This window comes from Thalassospira sp., assembly GCF_040218635.1.
Lineage (GTDB): Bacteria > Pseudomonadota > Alphaproteobacteria > Rhodospirillales > Thalassospiraceae > Thalassospira.
On the sequence record NZ_JAVJRB010000005.1, the window covers coordinates 573938 to 591212 of the forward strand.

Here is a 17275-nt window from a genome sequence, read left to right on the forward strand (position 1 = left end):
CAAAGACATCCAAACCGATAAACGGACATTATGAGCAAGACATTTACTGTCAGTGATCAAAACGGGACCGAAGCCCTTGCAGGCGCGCTTGCCGCCATGGCCAAACCCGGCGATGTGATCTTGATGCATGGCACCCTTGGCATGGGCAAAAGTGCCTTTTGCCGTGCCTTTATCCGCGCGATTGCCGATAACCCCCATGAAGAAGTCCCCAGTCCGACATTTACATTGGTGCAGGTCTACGAACTTGATCCCTTGCCGGTATGGCACTTTGATCTTTATCGGTTGTCAGACCCCGAAGAAATCCACGAACTTGATATCGAAGATGCCTTTGCCGATGCGGTCAGCCTGATCGAATGGCCCGATCGGTTGGAGTATCTCACGCCGGAAAACCGGCTTGATATTCATATCGAACCCGGATCGAGCGTTGATGGACGGGTGTTTAAGCTTGATCCGCATGGCGATGATTGGTCAAACCGGGTTGATGCCCTGTCTGGGGATGCCCAATGACCCATCCAAACCCCGATCAGGAACGCCGCAATTTTGAACGTCTGGATTTTCTGGTGTCCTGCGGCTGGCAAAATGCGCAAGTTTCCCCGCTGGTTGATGATGCCTCGGCCCGGAAATATTTCCGGCTTGAACGTCGCCATGACACAGCCCTTCTGATGGATTTCCCGCCAGATGCGATCCATGTCGATCCGCATGGCATTTACGATGATCCCGAACGCCCGGCATCGGTGGCACCGGTCCTGCACACAACTTCCTTGTTTAAACGGGCGGGCTGGCGCGTACCGGCAATTCAGACATCGGATGAAAAACGCGGTCTTGTGTTGATCGAGGATTTTGGCGAACTGACCTTTACCCGCGCCTTGCAGGCGGGGGGTGTTTTAAACGGTGCGGGACAGGACGCCCTTTATCTTCGCGCGGTCGAACAACTGGTTACCTTGCATCGGTTTTGTGATGATGGCGGCATGGCGGAATGCGGGCTTGTGCACTATGCGCCCGAAAACCTTCGCCGGATGCTGGCCAGTTTCAAGAATGACTATTTGCCCCTGATCATTGATGATGAGTCAATGCGTGCTGCGGCAATCGCCGCGTTTGATCAATTGCTTGATGAAGTTTTGCCACTGTGTTGGCTGGCGGGGGAAGTCATCATTCACCGTGATTATCATGTTGATAACCTGATGCTGGTTGAAAACGGCGATGGCGGTGATGATTGCGGCATCATTGATTTTCAGGACGCCGCCATTGCCACCCGGCCTTATGATCTGGCCTCATTGTTGCGCGATGTCCGTCATGACATTGGCCCGGACCTTGAAGACCGGATGAAGCAGTTTTATCTCGCAGCCTTCCCGAGCATCCATCAAACTGATTTCGAAACCGCCTATATTGCGACCTCCATGGTGCGCAATTTCCGCATTCTTGGTCGGTTTGGCTGGCTTGCGGTTAAGGCGGGAAAGCAGCGGTATTTTGATTTTATCCCGCGTTGCTGGGATTTGATCCTGCGCGGGGCCGCGACCAACTTGCCTGCCTTGCAAAACTGGGTCGATACCCACATCCCGCCAGATGCTCGCCACGCGCCGAACATGCAAAAAACCACCATTATCCCGACGACCAATACAGGTAACGAGGCAGATCAATGACCAGCACGGCACATAGCGCACAGGCGATGGTTCTGGCGGCTGGTTTTGGCAAACGCATGCGGCCGATTACCGATAAAATGCCAAAACCGTTGGTGCCGGTTGCCGGAAAGCCGATGCTGGATCATGTGCTTGATAAAATGGCCTTGGCCGGATTTGATCAGGCGGTGGTCAATAGCCACTATCTCGGTCAGATGATCGTTGATCATGTTGCAGATCGCACAGCACCTAGGGTTCTGACTTCCCCGGAACAAGACATTCTCGAAACTGGCGGCGGGGTTAAAAACGCCCTATCGATGCTTGATCAGGACGCCATTCTGATTGCCAATGCCGATGTGTTCTGGACCGAAGGTGCTGATCCGCTTTTTAATCGTCTGATTGCCGGTTTTGATCCCGATCATATGGATGCGTTGCTCGCCCTTTATCCGGTCACGGATGGCTATGGTTATGACGGGGCGGGGGATTTCTTCTGGCAGGTGGATGGCCGATTGAAACGGCGCGGGGATGCGCCATCGGCGCCTTATTTCTTTACCGGGGTTCAAATCCTTTCGCCGCGATTGTTTGAAAATACGCCAGATGGCGCCTTTTCGTTGAATGTTGTTTATGACAAGGCCCTGGTGGCCGGGCGGTGCTATGGTCTGGTTCATGATGGCGGGCATTTCCATATCGGCACGCCCGAAGCACTGACCGACTCAGCCCCCGTGATCGCCGACGCCTTGGCGATCGAACGGGCAAAACAATCCACATCCGGGGGAATTTGATGGCGGACCTGTTTGATTACATGGACGCATCTGATCCGAACGATGATCCGTTTGCAGGATCGCCTGCAAACCCGGAAAACCTGTTTTTCATTCCGCCGGGCGAAGCATTTGCCGACCTGATCGCCAAACAATTGATTACCGAAACCGCCGATCAGCCGGTTGAACTGCCCGATTACGTTTTAATGGTGCCCAACCGTCGATCTGCCAAGGTGATGCGCGATGCCTTCTTGCGTCAGTCGGGTGGGGCAGTAACATTGCTGCCAACCATTCGCCCCTTGGGGGAGGCGGATGAAGATGAATTGGCAATCTATGGCGCAGGCGGGCAACAGGCCGCCCTTGACCTGCCGCCAGCCATTCCCGATTTACAGCGTAAATTGCTGCTTACCCGCCTGATCATGAACCGGCCCGATCATCGCGGCGAAAAACCGACCGCAGACCAAGCCGCCCGTCTGGCAGGCGAACTCGCCCGGTTTCTTGATCAGGTTCAAACCGAAAATTGCGTCTTTGATGACCTCAAAGGTCTGGTGCCTGAAGAATTCGCCGAACACTGGCAGCTCACGCTAGAATTTCTGCAAATCCTGACCTTGCATTGGCCGGGCATTCTGGCAACGCAGGATGTCAGTGACCGGGCACTGCGCCGTAATGCCCTGATCAAGGCCCAGATTGATCTGTGGCGGGAAAATACGCCGCAAACCCCGGTTCTTATTGTGGGGTCAACCGGACCGTTTCCGGCTTTGCGGGATTTGATGAAGGCCGTTCTTGCCATGCCAAAGGGCCGCGTGGTCCTGCCGGGTCTGATGATGGGGCTTAACCATGAAGACTGGTCGGCAATTCATGAGGATGCCACCCACCCCCAACATCTGCTGGGCAAGACATTGGGCCATATGGGCCGTCATCCCGATAGTGTTTTACCCTGGCCGGCACTCGCACAGGAAAATGACGCCACCATCGAACGCCGCCGTTTGGCACGCGAAGCCCTGCGCCCGGCCAAAACCACCCATCATTGGCGTCATATCACGGGCTTCGTCCCGGATGTGTTGGACGGGGTGTTGCGTGTCGATTGTTCCGGTGCACGCGAAGAAGCCACCACCATTGCGGTGATGATGCGTGAATCCCTTGAAAATCCCGGCATGACCTGTGCGCTGGTGACACCGGACCGTGGTTTGGCCCGGCGTGTTGCAACTGAATTGCGCCGCTGGGAAATCGAAATCGATGATTCAGCCGGTATCCCGCTTCATGACACGGCCCCTGCGATTTATCTGCGCTTGGTCGTCCGTGCGGTGCAGGAACAGTTCGCACCTGTGCCGTTGCTTGAATTGTTAAAACATCCGCTGTCCGCAGCCGGATTGCCGCCTGAAACCTTCCGTGTTTTGACCCGCTTGCTGGAGCAACACGTTTTGCGCGGTGCGCGTCCCGGGCCGGGACTGGATGGGTTACAAACGGCTCTTGATGGTTGGCGCGATGAATTTATCGAACGCTTGAAAAACAGCCAATCAGAACATGCAGCGTCCCGAATTGAACGCATTCGCGACGATCATGCCCGCATGAGCGATCTTGTCACCCGGTTTGAAGCCTGTTTGGCCCCGCTTTCTGATTTGAATGCGGAAAAGACACTCTCGCCGGTCCATGCCTTGCGCAGTCACATCACCGCGGCTGAGGCCTTGGCAGCAAGTGATACCCAATCGGGGGCAGATCGCCTATGGCGCGGTGAAGCAGGCGAAGCTTTGGCCGATTTTGTCCATGAATTGCTCAATGCACTGGGTGAATTTGTTGCCATGCCGGGCAATCGGTATGGCGCGTTTCTTGATGCGTTGATGGCGGATCGTGCGGTGCGCCCGCGTTATGGCAAACATCCGCGCCTGTTTATCTGGGGTACGGTCGAAGCCCAGATGCAACAAGCTGACCTGACGATTTTAGGCGGCCTGAATGAAGGTGTCTGGCCACCCGAAGCCGGGGCCGATCCGTGGATGAGCCGCCCGATGCGCCGGAATTTTGGTCTGCCTGCCCCCGAACATCGGGTCGGTCAGTCCGCCCATGATTTTCAGCAACTGTTTTGCTCGCCCAATGTCGTGATGACCCGCGCCTTGCGTATTGAAGGCACGCCAACCGTGCCGTCGCGCTGGTTGCTCAGGATTGAAAACATTCTGCGCAAATGGGGTGTGGCAATGGAAACATCCGAGGCCGCCGATTGGCGGGCATTGGCCGAAACATTGGATGAACCCGCCGATGAGATGCGCCTTAAAATCGGCCGTCCAGCCCCCAAACCCCCCGTGTTTGCGCGCCCGCAACGTTTGTCGGTGACCCAGATCGAAACATGGATGCGCGATCCTTATGCGATTTATGCCCGCCATATTCTGGGCTTGCGCAAGCTGGACGGGGTCGATGAAGACCCCGGTGCGGCCGATTATGGCAATCTGATCCATGACGCACTTGATCAGTTCATTGCGCGCTATCCTGACCATTTGCCGCCAGATGGCGAACAGGAATTGCTGATCATTGGGCGGGAGGTCTTTAAACCAATGGCGGCCCGTCCGGGGCTTTGGGCGTTTTGGTGGCCGCGCTTTGAACGCATTGCCAAATGGTTCATCCAGACCGAAGCGTCCCGGCGCGATTCGGTGCGCAAATCCTATACCGAACAGGAAGGCACCCTTGATACCAGCAGCGGTTTTCAGGTCTATGCCCGTGCGGATCGGATTGATGCGCTTCGCGATGGCGGGATTGCGATCATTGATTATAAAACCGGCGCCCCGCCCAGTCAGGGGGATGTGGCAAATGGATTTGCACCGCAATTACCGCTTGAAGCTGCGATTGCCGAAAAAGGCGGATTTGGCGATGTCCCCGCCGGGCCACCGGCATCTATGGCGTTCTGGAAGCTTTCCGGCGGGGATCCGGCAGGTGAAATTGTCGAGATCAATACAAAACGCATGAAAACCACACCTGCCGCATTGGCCCATGAGGCGGTGGATGGTGTGAACGGTTTGGCCGCAGCCTTTGCCGATCCGGCAACACCGTATTTAAGCGTTCCCCATCCCGATCACGCCCCGAAATATTCCGATTATGTCCATCTGTCACGCTTGCGCGAATGGATGGGCAGCGAAGATGTCGAGGATGAGGATGTTAGTGCTAACATCAAGGCTGCATCTGACGTTGGCGAAGGGGAAAGCTCATGACCGAATTGCGCGGTACTGATCCCAACATCCTTCAGCGCAATGCGTCGGACCCGAATGCATCGGTCTGGGTGTCGGCATCTGCCGGGGCGGGCAAGACCAAGGTTTTATCTGATCGAGTTTTGCGTTTGATGTTGTCGGGCACTGAACCCCACCGGATTTTGTGTCTGACCTTTACCAAGGCCGCAGCCGCCGAAATGGCCAACCGGGTCAATGAACGGCTTGGTCGGTGGGCGACCATGGAAGACCGCGAACTTCATGACGATCTGACCAATCTTGCCGGTACAGCGCCAAGCGGTGATGAAACCATGCGCGCGCGGCAATTATTTGCGCGTGTTCTGGATGCACCCGGCGGGATGAAAATTCAGACCATCCATGCATTCTGTCAGTCATTGTTGCGCCGTTTCCCGCTCGAAGCTGGCCTTGCGCCGCATTTTGAAATCATGGATGACCGCACTGCGGCTGAAACCATGGCTGATGTTCAGGAAGAAGTTCTGGCATTTGCCCGTTCCGGTCGGGATGACGATTTGGCAAAGGCATTGTCGATTGTCACCGGTCAGGTCCGCGAAGGGGCCTTTGGCGAGGTCATGAGCGAACTGGCCCGTGAACGTGGGCGCTTAAAACGCATGTTGGCCAATATTGGCGGGGCGAACCGGATGCGTGATGCGGTTTATGCCGCCCTTGGTGTACCCGTCGGGGTCAGCGAGGAAACCATTCTTGCCAAGGCGCTATCAGATGACGCCTTTGACCGCGATGGTTTGATGCGCGGTCTTGCCGCCCTTGAAGCCGGAACCAAAACCGATCAGGCGCGCGTTCCTGCCTTGGCCCAGTTTTTGGAAAAGACCAAACTCGAAGAACGGCTTGCAGTTTTCAACGATTATCGCAGCGTGTTCTTTACCACCGCGGGTGAACCACGCGCCAAACTGATCACGAAGTGGGCAGCGGAAAACCATCCGATGGGCGCAGATGCGCTGGAACAGGAAGCCGCCCGCCTGATCGAGATTGATCGCCAACGCAAGGCCGCCGCCATGGCGGGGGCGACCAGTGCCCTGATTACGATTGGCAATGCGATGCTTGATCGCTATGCCACGAAAAAAGCGCTGCATGCCCGGCTTGATTATGATGACTTGATCCTGACCAGTTTGAAATTGCTTGAACTGCAAAGCAACATGGCAGGCTGGGTCCTGTTCAAACTTGACGAAGGCCTTGATCATATCCTGATTGATGAAGCACAGGATACCAACCCCGAACAATGGAAAGTCGTCAGCATCCTTGCCGATGAATTTTTCGAAGATGCCGCGCGTCAGGCCGATAAACCACGCACCATCTTTGCCGTCGGCGATGCCAAACAATCCATTTACAGCTTCCAGCGGGCCGATCCCGAAAAATTCGCCGAGATGCGCCGCTATTTCCGCGAACGGGCCAAGGATATCGAAGCCCAATGGCGTGAAGTGCCGATGAACATCTCGTTCCGGTCTACTGATGCGGTTCTGGGCACGGTGGATCGTGTCTTTGCCGGGCCTGTTGCCAAACAAGGTGTTGGCGATGACGGGGCAGAAGTTCTTCATAGTCCATTTCGCGTCGGGCAGGCGGGCCGGATTGAATTATGGCCTGCGGTCGAACCACAGGAACGCGCAGCAGAAGATCCATGGACGCCACCCACCCGGATTGTGCGGCTTGAAGATCCGGAAATACGCCTTGCCCGCGTGATTGCCGGGCGCATTCGCCATGCGATTGACGAAGGCGAAATCCTGACTTCGCGGGGGCGTGCCGTGCGGGCCGGGGATTTCATGATTCTTGTCCGCCGTCGGACTGCCTTTGTTGACGAGGTCGTCAAGGCGCTTAAAGAACGCAATGTGCCGGTGGCCGGTGTCGACCGAATGCAGATCACGGATCAGTTGGCAGTGATGGATCTGGTGGCATTCGGTCGGTTCTTGTTGATGCCCGAAGATGATCTGACATTGGCCGAAGTTCTGAAAAGCCCGCTGATTGGTCTTGATGACGATCAGTTGTTTGAAATTGCCCATAACCGGCCCAGAACCCTTTGGCATGCGCTGCGTGAAAAGGCCGCATTGGTTGATGATGGATCGATCTTTGCCCGTGCCTACGGGTTCTTGTTCAAGTGGCTTGGCCGGGTTGATTACGAACGTCCGTTTGAATTGTACGGCGAGCTTCTGGGTGGTCGCGGCGAAGATGCCCGTGGGGTGCGCGCCCGTCTTGTTGGACGTTTGGGGGGCGAAGCCAATGACCCGATTGACGAATTTCTCAACCTTGCCATGGGGTATGAGTCCGATCACGCTCCGACCTTGCAGGGCTTCTTGCACTGGTTGATGGCAGGCGATGCCGAGATCAAGCGTGACCTTGAACAAAGCGGGCGTGATGAAGTCCGCATTATGACCGTGCATGGCGCCAAGGGACTTCAGGCGCCCATCGTGTTCCTGCCCGATACCATGCAGGTGCCAACACAGGCTCCCAACCTGTTTTGGCAGGAAGACCGCAATTTGATGTTCTGGTTGCCGCGTGTTGCCCTTGAAACCGATGTGGTGTCGCGTTTGCGCGATGGCATCGCGGTCAAGCGCGATCAGGAATATAACCGATTGCTATATGTTGCACTGACCCGTGCAGAAGACCGGCTTTATATTTGTGGCTGGCAGGGACGTCGCAAGGCACCCGATCATTGCTGGTACAATCTGTGTCAGCAGGCCATGGAAGGCTATGCCAAGCCTGCCCGGATTGATCTTGGCACTTATTCCGGCTCTGGCTGGGACGGGGACGGCTGGGTTCGGCAAACCGATCAATCCGAGGCACCGAAACCTGATCGGGTAGAGGCCCTGGATGCCGGGCAGATGGGGGCGAAGCGTGCGCTGATCCGTGCGGTCGCCCCGCAAGAATCCTTCCCGCCCAAACCGCTTGCGCCAAGCCGCCCGCTGGAAGAAGAACCTGCTGTGCAGTCACCGCTTGGCGGGGATCAGGGGCAAAGCTTTAAACGTGGCATTTTGATCCATAAACTTTTGGAACTGCTGCCAGACTTGCCCGATGCCGCACGCCGTGCCGCAGCAGAACGGTTTTTGGCCCAGCCCGTTCATGGGCTTGAAGCTGATCAGCAAGTTGAAATTGCCGATGAAACCATCGCGATATTTAACAATCCCCAGTTTGCGCCGGTATTTGCGCCGGGATCGCGGGCCGAGGTGCCATTGGTCGGGATTGTTGGCGGGGATGTTGTTTCCGCCCAGATTGACCGTCTGGTGGTGCGGGATAATGAGGTCATGATTGTCGATTACAAAACCAACCGCCCGCCGCCGCGCGATGTTGACGCAACGCCCAAAGCCTATCGCCGCCAGATGTCGATTTATCGCGCCGCCCTTGCCCAGATGTATCCGGGAAAGAATGTCCGGTGCTTTATCCTTTGGACAAACGGGCCGTGGATGGTCGAACTTCCCGACCATATTCTGACATTTGGCTAATGGTTGCGACTCTGCGCTGGCTATAGCTTGCTAATGATGACATAGCCGCTGATCGCCCAATGCGCTTGACGTTTGGGTTCGTGCTGCCTACCTTGGCCTCATGAAGCGGATCGAGGTTCGCGGGGAAAACCCCGGCCTCGTAACAACTAGGATCTGAAAGCATGACCACGATTAAAGTTTCCGACGGTTCATTTGACACCGACGTTCTGGGGTCGAACGACCCCGTTTTGGTCGATTTCTGGGCTGAATGGTGCGGTCCGTGTAAGCAGATTGCGCCATATCTCGACGAAATCGCAGGTGAACTGGGCGGAAAGCTCAAGATCGCCAAAGTGAATATCGACGAAAACCCGAACACCCCGGCGAAATACGGTGTTCGTGGCATTCCGACCCTGATGATCTTCAAGGGCGGTGAAGTTGCGGCGATGAAAGTCGGCGCACTTCCGAAAAGCGCCCTTGTTGACTGGATCAACCAGTCGATCTGATCATCTGGTTAGAGCAAGCCTTAAAAAGGCGGGCTGAATTTCAGCCCGCCTTTTCATTTGTGTGTTCAAGATTGATTACAGCGTAAATGTCTTGCCGGTCGGGACATGGCGTTCCCAGATCATGAGTTCTTCAACGCGCGTTAGCCCGAACCGTTCAAGCGCCTTCCATGACGCGGCATTTCGTGCTTCGGCATAGCCAATAATCGGAACGTTCCAGCGATCTGCAACCAACTGCGCCAGATGACGACACATCAGGTCAACCGACCCGGTTCCCCAGTGGCGGCGCATGCAGTTATATTGCGGTGAAAGAACCGAATCTCCTAGATAACTCAGTGTGATGCTGCCTGTGACGTCATCACCGAGCTTGGCGATAATGATATCATTGGCGTCAGTTTCGTAACTCTTGCGCATGCGTTCCGGGGTGCTTGGGGTAACGCTGTCGCGGTTCGAAAAGGCGCGGTTAAAGATATCGGCAAGTTTAGTGAAAATTTCCGGATCAGAAGCGACATAGGCATCGTCAATCACAAGCGTTTTATATCCGCGTTCAACCGCCTGGTCCGCATGTGGGAATTCACCGGAACGCGGTGGTCCCGGTTCACGCTTGTAGCGATAGGTTCCCGGTATTTCGGTAAATCCCATCTCTGCCATTTTTGCGGCCGGGAGAGTCATTTCAGGCGGATTATAAACGTTGTAACGGGTGTCGAGCGTTGCGACATTCCCGTTTTCCGTCGCAAGAACTTCGCGTAGCAAGCGTGCATTTGTTTCGGGGGTTTTGTCTTTGCCTTCGACCGAAATCATGACCAGAAGACTGCCATCACGGGTTTCATTGCGCCGGATTGTGACTGCCGCTTGTAGTTTGCCGTGTTCGTCTTCAAGTGCATAGTCACTGCCTTGCGTTAAAATGGCGGCGGCAAGATCAATGGTCTGGTAGTACCGCCGTCCTTCTTCGTCGGCGACTTCCATACGGAATGCAACATAAGGCGCGATGTTTTCCTGCGTGACGGCGACAAGTTGCATGTTGCTCAAAACTTCTCTTGGCTTAGGGCTAACTATCAGTGCTTTAATACGCCAAAAGGTCAAGGGGAACAGATGAAAGTCGATCCATTTTGGGCATCAATTGCGGCAAAGGCCGCGACCATTGATGAGCGCCTGTCGGGAAAATATGTTCCTGATCGTAACGACGATGCGGCAAGCTCTGCAACCCAATCCGAACTTGACGATGCTCATCAGGGATTTCTGCAGCAATGGTGCGAATTTGCCTCCAATGGTGACAAGGATCTGTTTACCCGCCGTCTTGCTCGTGACGGCCTGAAGGCAATTGAAGTCGCACCGTATCTTGGAGATGTTGTCCTTCGCCCCGGGGAAGACGCCCCGGAATGGATTGATACCGCCCGTTGGGTGTTTGATGCGATTGTATCGGGTGGCGGTGAGACCACCGGGGACTGTCCCGCCGATATTCGCAATGACGTGCCGTTTGCGGATTTGATTTGGCCGGTTGTCATTGCGGCACGGGCGCGGGTTTCGGGTTCTGATGCGGCTGTTCTGGGCACAGATGCAAGAGACGACCTTAATCGTATTTTGATCCTGCGTTTGGCCAAGGTCTACACACATACACTTTACGAAAGCTTTGAGTCGTTTCGCCAAGCTGTTGGTATTAAGCCCGAAGATACAGCCGGGCCGGAGGTCTATGACGCCTTCACATCGGCACTCCGCAGCGGGCCGTTTGCCAATCTGGTTTCAAACCGACCTGTCATGATCCGGCTGCTGGCGACCGTTGTCGATCAGTGGATTGCGACAACAGGTGAATTCATTGACCGTTTACGGCGCGATATGGCCGCGTTTCATGATCATTTCCCGGAACTTCAGGATATATCTGTTGTCCGCAAAATAACGGGCGGAATTTCAGATTCCCATGATCACGGGCGTTCGGTCCTGATCCTTGAATTCGATACGGATGCGAAGATTGTTTATAAGCCCCGCCCGATTGGCGCAGAACAGGCCTGGAAGGGCCTGTCGGACTGGTTGGTCAAGAGCGGCTCGGACATTCGGCTTGGTGCTGCGCAAACCTGGTGCCGGCCAGATTATGGCTGGATGGCCTATGTCGATCATGACACTGCCCTGTCATCGGATCAGGCGCCTGTTTTCTATCGCGCGTCTGGTCAGTTGCTTGCACTGCTTTACTGTCTCAAGGGCAGTGACATGCATCATGAAAACTTCCTGATTGCAGATGGACGGCCTGTGGTCATTGATCTGGAAACACTGTTTCAGCCGGAATTGCGTCATCTGCCGGGCGACACAAAAGCCCTGCATGCAAAGGAGCTTGCGACCCACAATTTTGGCAAAGGCGTGATTGCTGTGGGTCTGCTGGCGCAACGTAAAAACATTGCCGGACATTGGGTTGATGACGGTGGTCTGGCTACATCGGTACCCAAACCGGTTCGCGATGTGCGGCTTGTGAACGTTAATCAGGGCAATATGGTCTTTGAAACCGTCACGGTGGAAAAGCCGCTTTCGGGCTTGGGCATTACCATTGATGGCCAACCAGCCGATGCGGCGGATTACGTTGCAGACCTTATCGACGGGTTTTGCGACACCATTAATTTCCTGTCTGATAACAGCACTTCGTTCTTTGGCAAAGACGGGCCGCTTGGCGGATTTAGCGATGTGCGTATCCGCCATGTATTGCGCCCAACTGCCTATTATCAGGAACTCGAACACGCCATACGCACGCCGCAAAATCAGCAGGATGGTTTTGTCTGGAGCCTGCATTTCGAAAGACTCGCACGTCGTGCGCGCTGGGATCTTGATGATTATCCCGGGTGGGGCATTCTTGCCCATGAACGCACAGCATTGACCCGAATGGATGTGCCACTTTTTTCCGGCAAGACAGATCAGGACGGTGTGTGGGCCGATGGCATGCTTGTTTCCACTGATTTCACGGCATCTGCCGTGTTACCCAGGATCAGTGATCGTCTCGATCACCTAAAAGCCAATATGGAATATGATTGTGCGATCATTCGTCAGTGTGTTCTTTCAACACGGTTTACCGACTTGCCGCCGCGCAAGCCATGGACGGATACGCCCCTTTGCGGCGATATCGCGGCCACCGCCCGCCAATCGGCACTGTCCATCGCACGATATATTGCCGATCAGGCAATCCTGTGTGATGGCGCTGCGTGCTGGATGACCGCAGATGCCACACCGGATGGCGAAGCCCTTCAGATTGCTGCGATGGGCGAGCAGTTCTATGAAGGCACGTCCGGCGTGGCCCTTTTCTTTGCCGGATGCCATGCGGTTGATCCGGATGGTGAGTGGAAAACACTGTCTTTGGCAGCACTTGAAGCCCCGCGCGCAAGAACAGATCAACTGGGTTCAATTGGCGGCTTTGAGGGGATTGGGGGCCTTGTTTATGTGCTGGTGCGCTGTGCCGATTTGCTTGATGCACCTGAATTGCTCGAAGAAGCCGTCCGCATGTCCGAACGTATTGATGACGCCGCTGTTCATGCGGACAAGGCGCTTGATGTCATAAGCGGGGTGTCCGGCGCGATACTGGGATTGTTGGCACTTTACCGCGCCATCGGTGATCAGGCCGTGCTGGATCGCGCAATAATGTGCGGACGGCATCTTCCCGAAGACCCGGCAGCATGGATTGGCGTTGGGGGGCGCGCTTTGGCGGGCATTTCCCATGGTGCAGCCGGATCAGTTTTGGCCCTTTTGAAGCTTTATCAGGCCTGCGGTGATAAGGCGTTTCTGAATTTGGCCGAACGGGGCCTTGCGTTTGAACGCAGCCTGTTTGACCCGGTCGAAAATGGCTGGCCCGATTTGCGCGGCGAAAAACCGGTTCGTGATCCGGTCCAATGGTGTCACGGGGCGGCGGGTATCGGGTTTGCCCGGATGGCGACCCTTGATGTGCTGGATGACCCGACCATTCGCGATGAAATTGAAACGGCAATTGCAGCGGTCCTGGCAAAACAGGACGGCGGGCGTGATAATCTATGCTGTGGCCATGCCGGGCGGTTTTCAATGTTGCGATATGCTTTGGAACTTGGGTGTGGTCCGGATGATCTGGAACATCACCTCAACCATCGTTTATCTGCGTGGATCAATCGGCTTGATCACGGCGATACTGTCGGGATGATGGCGCGCGACCGCGTCTTTCAGACCGGCTTGATGCAGGGTTTGCCGGGCATTGGTCAGGCGCTTCTTGAAATCGCAGCGCCGGGGAAAATCAGACCTGTGTTGATACTGGCATAATTTGGCTGAATTGCAGAGGGGCTGGCAAAGATTGACAAGAAGCCTGTCCTAATATTCAATCAATGCGTTATTATTCCGGATTAACAAAAATCAAGGGTTATGCGTATGGAAAACACAGTTCAAGCAGTCGCGAACAAATTAAGTGCGTGGCAAGCGAGTGGTGGCGCATTGACAGATCCGATGAACGCACCCATTAGGGCGTTCTGATCAGCATTTGGCCTCTGCGGCAAGCACGACCGGTGGTCCGAGATGCCCGACTTGGATTGAAATGAGTGCCGCGTTACCCACCCGTGTTCCGAGCTGCTTTAGTAGCGTAAATCAAATGCGTTCAGTAGAGGTAGAGCAGGACGCGGATCTGAGCGCATCGGCTCACACCATGATGGCTGTGCCATGCATCGATGCCGGAATTGCGTCGAATGCGGCTACGAGCAAACCCGGATACGGTTGGGGCTGTTAGTCTGGGTTTAGACGGATAAGATCGGGTATTGCGATCAACAGATGGCTGGTTTTCAGTTTCAACCAGTCGTGGCAACTTTGGGAAACCCTAGATTGACATATTCTATGGTGCTGAGTTCAATCTATGAGTATTTCATGCGCTTTTCAGGGAGAACTATCATGACATCCATGGTTTCGACGACGAGTGATAAAATGCAGACATGGCAACAATCAGGTGGTGCAATTGCAGCCTTTGCTGCCGTGCCAGAAGAACACGCCGACATGCGACTAACCGCTGCGGCAGGGTCCAATGGCAGTTACATAGGTTCCTGTGTTCGGTTCGACCCGAAATAGCAGCACTTGAAAAGACCACACCAGTATCGAAGTTCGCAAAACCTTGATTGCCTGCGCTTGTCTTTGCGCAAGGCATGATGCAATTAGAAATCTACCCGCGAACCTGCTGTGAACGTGCGTTGCCAACTGAAATGTTCCTGAGCCGGATAAAGGCCACAGCGTTCCATCGCGCGACGGGATGCTGCATTGGTTTTGTCTGCATAGGCAATGATGGGGAGGTTCCAACGTTTGGCAATTTCCTTGATCAGATGTTTGCAAACCAGATCAACAGCCCCGGTTCCCCAGTGTTTCCGCAGGCATTCCAGTTCGGTTGTCAGAACTTCCTGATCAAGTTTTAGAAAATGCGTGCTGGCGACAAGATCGTCACCCAGCATGCAGATAACAAAACCACTATCGGGTTGCCGGTAGTATTTTTCCCGTTCCGCGGCAGTTATTGTTTGTACATTGGGGCGTCCGGCAAAGGCCCGGTCATAGACATCGGCCATGCGCGAAAAAATGTCGGGATATTTCGCAATCAGATCATCATCAAGCACCATCGCGCGATAACCAAGCTGTTCCCCCTTGGCGGCATGGGGGAATTCACCCGCACGTGGGGGACCCGGATCGCGGACATATTTGATGTTTTCCGAAACCTGTGAAAATCCCATCGCGTGCATGTCCGCCTCGATGAAGGAAAGCCCGCTGGATGGATAAAGGTGGTAGCGGGTATTGTGTTCAACAGATGGCTGGTTTTCGCCTTTAAGCAATCGCCCGATAAGGCTGGTCAGGTGCTTTTCGTCGCGCTTTTTCGGATCCACCAGCACGTAGACCGACATGCAATCATCATCGCTTCTACGTTTGATCGCGGCTGTTGCGATCACGACATCATCTTCGAGCAGGAAGTGATGAGACGTACTGGCAAGGATCATGGAAACCTGATCAGTGCTGGAAAGGTAGTTGGCGGTGGTGGCATCGACGACAGAAATCCGAAACTCCAGGTACTCTGCGACAGTGTCTTTTGTCACTGGAAGAAGGGTTAAGGTCACAAATCTTTCCTTTGGTCTGTCGGCAAAACACTGTGTCATCAAAGGACATTTTGGCAACAAGATCAATTTCTAAACAATTGTTTGGAAACGGTTTGACGCGGTTGAGTATTGATCAGGATAGGTTGACTTCGGGTTTCAGGTGGCGTTCAATCATAACGTGAATATCTTTAATTATAATTTGGGGTAATAGGCATGATTCGAATGGAAAGCACAACGAGTAATCAGATGGCTGCGTGGCTGGCTTCTGGCGGCGCAGATTTGGCAAAAACTGTCATTGCAATGGATGGTCAGGGTGCAGAATTGCAGGCGGCGATGCTGACGCGCTCACCGCAGACTTGCTACAGCATTGGTCGTGATGACACGGGCCTTTCGGCTGCTGCTTATACCCATAGCATCGAATGTCGTACTCATCGGTAAGATACGGACATGACGGCGTTGCCACCTTAATTTTTGCTTCTGATACAAGGTTTTGGTCTGTCGGAAGTCGGTGGGATCAAGCAGTGACTTTGGTGTGTCTGAGTGATCAGAAAGAGACGGGCTGAGTTCAGCTCGCCTCTTTCTTGTGGGAAACAGTGTGCGGAAGTTGTGCGTATTGATGGGACCTTGTCCGGGGGAAAGCAACGGCGAGGGGGTTGTCAATAAACAGCACATATCCTGAACGGTCTGAGGTGATCCAAAGAGCCAGGCCCGATTGGCACGCCTCGTTGGAAGTGACGTTTATTTTATCATGCATTCCCCAATTGACTTGCGCTCCCGGTTATACTCCTATTGGAGGGTAAGTCTTTTCTTATGCAATTCAGGGATGAGAAACATGAACACGATGGGAAATGCCACCGGCGATTTGATGGCCAATTGGATGACCAGTGGTGGGGTGTTGTTGGCGCAGGATGTAAAGGCCGATAACATGGATCAAGAGCTGAGAGCTGCGGCCAGTACTCAAGGCGCCTCCTGTAACTGGATTGAGCCGGAAATAAATGCAGCGGCGAGCACGCACGGCCTCGCCTGCTTTGGATGGATTGATCCGGAAATCAGTGCTGCGCAAGGATCGCATCAGTTCAGGTGTGCCGCTTCGTAATCGGGTCGACTTACGGCGGTCTTGCGCTCCGGTCTTGCCGACTGCCATGTGCGGACATCGACTTCGCCAGTTGACGTTTTGAAAAGGGGTGGGCCGTGACAATGGTCCACCCCTTTCAAATGCAACGGACTTGAATGCTCTTAAGGCGAACCATCCATATTTCCATCAGCACTTCGTGTTTAGCGATATGGTGGTGCTCTAAGCGACGCCGTTTTCTCGCATCTGTTCGATAATGCGTGCCGCATCAGCGCGACGGCCTGTATCCCCCAATTGACTTGTCTGTCCGGTTATACTTTTATTGGAAGGTAAGTTCTTTCTTATGCAATTCAGGGATGAGAAATATGAACGTGATGGGAAATACCACCGGCGATGTGATGGCCAATTGGAAGATCAATGGTGGGGTGTTGTTGGCGCAGAATGTAAATGCCGCTGAAGACATTGATCAGGAGCTGAGCGCTGCAGCCAGCTCGGTAGGTGGGACCTGTAACTGGATCGATCCGGAATTGAATGCCGCAGCAGCAACGAATTCCAGAACGCATTGCTGGTAAGTGGCTAAGACGGCCCGCAACTAACGCATGAAGGCGGACAAATATGCCCGCCTTCTTTTTGTTTAACTGTTCA

13 protein-coding genes are annotated in these 17275 nt (G+C 54.5%); 11 read left to right on the forward strand and 2 right to left on the reverse strand.

Annotated features, from left to right (window positions below; genetic code table 11):
- The first annotated feature begins 30 nt into the window (after positions 1-30).
- The 6 genes from tsaE to trxA all read left to right on the forward strand — a co-directional run bounded on the left by tsaE (position 31) and on the right by trxA (position 9511).
- A complete protein-coding gene (tsaE, locus tag RIC05_RS06205; protein ID WP_350044899.1) occupies positions 31-507 on the forward strand; it encodes a tRNA (adenosine(37)-N6)-threonylcarbamoyltransferase complex ATPase subunit type 1 TsaE in 477 nt (158 codons plus the stop codon).
- Positions 504-1640: an aminoglycoside phosphotransferase family protein gene (locus RIC05_RS06210; RefSeq protein WP_350044898.1), complete on the forward strand. Its 1137-nt coding sequence runs from the start codon at positions 504-506 to the stop codon at positions 1638-1640. The genes tsaE and RIC05_RS06210 overlap by 4 nt, the downstream gene beginning before the upstream one ends.
- Positions 1637-2398, forward strand: coding sequence for a nucleotidyltransferase family protein (locus RIC05_RS06215; protein WP_350044897.1), 762 nt, complete (start codon positions 1637-1639; stop codon positions 2396-2398). Before RIC05_RS06210 ends, RIC05_RS06215 begins: the two co-directional genes overlap by 4 nt.
- Positions 2398-5568, forward strand: a complete 3171-nt coding sequence (addB, locus tag RIC05_RS06220; RefSeq protein WP_350044896.1) for a double-strand break repair protein AddB — start codon at positions 2398-2400, stop codon at positions 5566-5568. Before RIC05_RS06215 ends, addB begins: the two co-directional genes overlap by 1 nt.
- Positions 5565-9029: a double-strand break repair helicase AddA gene (addA, locus tag RIC05_RS06225; protein ID WP_350044895.1), complete on the forward strand. Its 3465-nt coding sequence runs from the start codon at positions 5565-5567 to the stop codon at positions 9027-9029. Before addB ends, addA begins: the two co-directional genes overlap by 4 nt.
- Before the next feature lie 161 nt (positions 9030-9190).
- A complete protein-coding gene (gene trxA / locus RIC05_RS06230) occupies positions 9191-9511 on the forward strand; it encodes a thioredoxin TrxA (RefSeq protein ID WP_008888557.1) in 321 nt (106 codons plus the stop codon).
- Positions 9512-9586: 75 nt separating this feature from the next.
- Here the strand turns inward: trxA and RIC05_RS06235 are convergent, their stop codons facing one another.
- Complete coding sequence (locus tag RIC05_RS06235) at positions 9587-10537, reverse strand: hypothetical protein (RefSeq protein ID WP_350044894.1); 951 nt, start codon at positions 10535-10537, stop codon at positions 9587-9589.
- A gap of 63 nt (positions 10538-10600) precedes the next feature.
- On the opposite strand from RIC05_RS06235, the gene lanM reads away from it, so the two are divergent.
- Positions 10601-13765 carry a type 2 lanthipeptide synthetase LanM gene (gene lanM, locus RIC05_RS06240; protein WP_350044893.1) on the forward strand — a complete coding sequence of 1055 codons (3165 nt, stop codon included), beginning with the start codon at positions 10601-10603 and terminating at the stop codon, positions 13763-13765.
- Positions 13766-14380: 615 nt separating this feature from the next.
- On the forward strand, positions 14381-14554 hold the full coding sequence (locus RIC05_RS06245; protein ID WP_350044892.1) for a hypothetical protein: 174 nt from the start codon (positions 14381-14383) through the stop codon (positions 14552-14554).
- A gap of 83 nt (positions 14555-14637) precedes the next feature.
- On the opposite strand, the gene RIC05_RS06250 is transcribed toward RIC05_RS06245, so the two are convergent.
- Positions 14638-15579, reverse strand: coding sequence for a GNAT family N-acetyltransferase (locus RIC05_RS06250; protein WP_350044891.1), 942 nt, complete (start codon positions 15577-15579; stop codon positions 14638-14640).
- 201 nt (positions 15580-15780) lie between these two features.
- On the opposite strand from RIC05_RS06250, the gene RIC05_RS06255 reads away from it, so the two are divergent.
- From RIC05_RS06255 to RIC05_RS06265, 3 genes are all read left to right on the forward strand, one after another.
- Positions 15781-15996, forward strand: coding sequence for a hypothetical protein (locus tag RIC05_RS06255; protein WP_350043659.1), 216 nt, complete (start codon positions 15781-15783; stop codon positions 15994-15996).
- A 394-nt stretch (positions 15997-16390) separates the two neighbouring features.
- Positions 16391-16654 (forward strand): hypothetical protein, encoded by a 264-nt coding sequence (locus tag RIC05_RS06260; RefSeq protein WP_350043660.1) that lies wholly within the window; start codon positions 16391-16393, stop codon positions 16652-16654.
- Between the two features lie 341 nt (positions 16655-16995).
- The gene (locus tag RIC05_RS06265) at positions 16996-17202 is read left to right on the forward strand and encodes a hypothetical protein (RefSeq protein ID WP_350044890.1); all 207 of its coding nucleotides are present in this window, start codon (positions 16996-16998) and stop codon (positions 17200-17202) included.
- Positions 17203-17275: the final 73 nt, after the last annotated feature.

Bases quoted from the DNA above. Each gene is read 5' to 3' on its own strand.
- tsaE (WP_350044899.1), top strand. From the start codon at position 31: ATGAGCAAGACATTTACTGTCAGTGATCAAAACGGGACCGAAGCCCTT.
- RIC05_RS06210 (WP_350044898.1), top strand. From the start codon at position 504: ATGACCCATCCAAACCCCGATCAGGAACGCCGCAATTTTGAACGTCTG.
- RIC05_RS06215 (WP_350044897.1), top strand. From the start codon at position 1,637: ATGACCAGCACGGCACATAGCGCACAGGCGATGGTTCTGGCGGCTGGT.
- addB (WP_350044896.1), top strand. From the start codon at position 2,398: ATGGCGGACCTGTTTGATTACATGGACGCATCTGATCCGAACGATGAT.
- addA (WP_350044895.1), top strand. From the start codon at position 5,565: ATGACCGAATTGCGCGGTACTGATCCCAACATCCTTCAGCGCAATGCG.
- trxA (WP_008888557.1), top strand. From the start codon at position 9,191: ATGACCACGATTAAAGTTTCCGACGGTTCATTTGACACCGACGTTCTG.
- lanM (WP_350044893.1), top strand. From the start codon at position 10,601: ATGAAAGTCGATCCATTTTGGGCATCAATTGCGGCAAAGGCCGCGACC.
- RIC05_RS06245 (WP_350044892.1), top strand. From the start codon at position 14,381: ATGACATCCATGGTTTCGACGACGAGTGATAAAATGCAGACATGGCAA.
- RIC05_RS06255 (WP_350043659.1), top strand. From the start codon at position 15,781: ATGGAAAGCACAACGAGTAATCAGATGGCTGCGTGGCTGGCTTCTGGC.
- RIC05_RS06260 (WP_350043660.1), top strand. From the start codon at position 16,391: ATGAACACGATGGGAAATGCCACCGGCGATTTGATGGCCAATTGGATG.
- RIC05_RS06265 (WP_350044890.1), top strand. From the start codon at position 16,996: ATGAACGTGATGGGAAATACCACCGGCGATGTGATGGCCAATTGGAAG.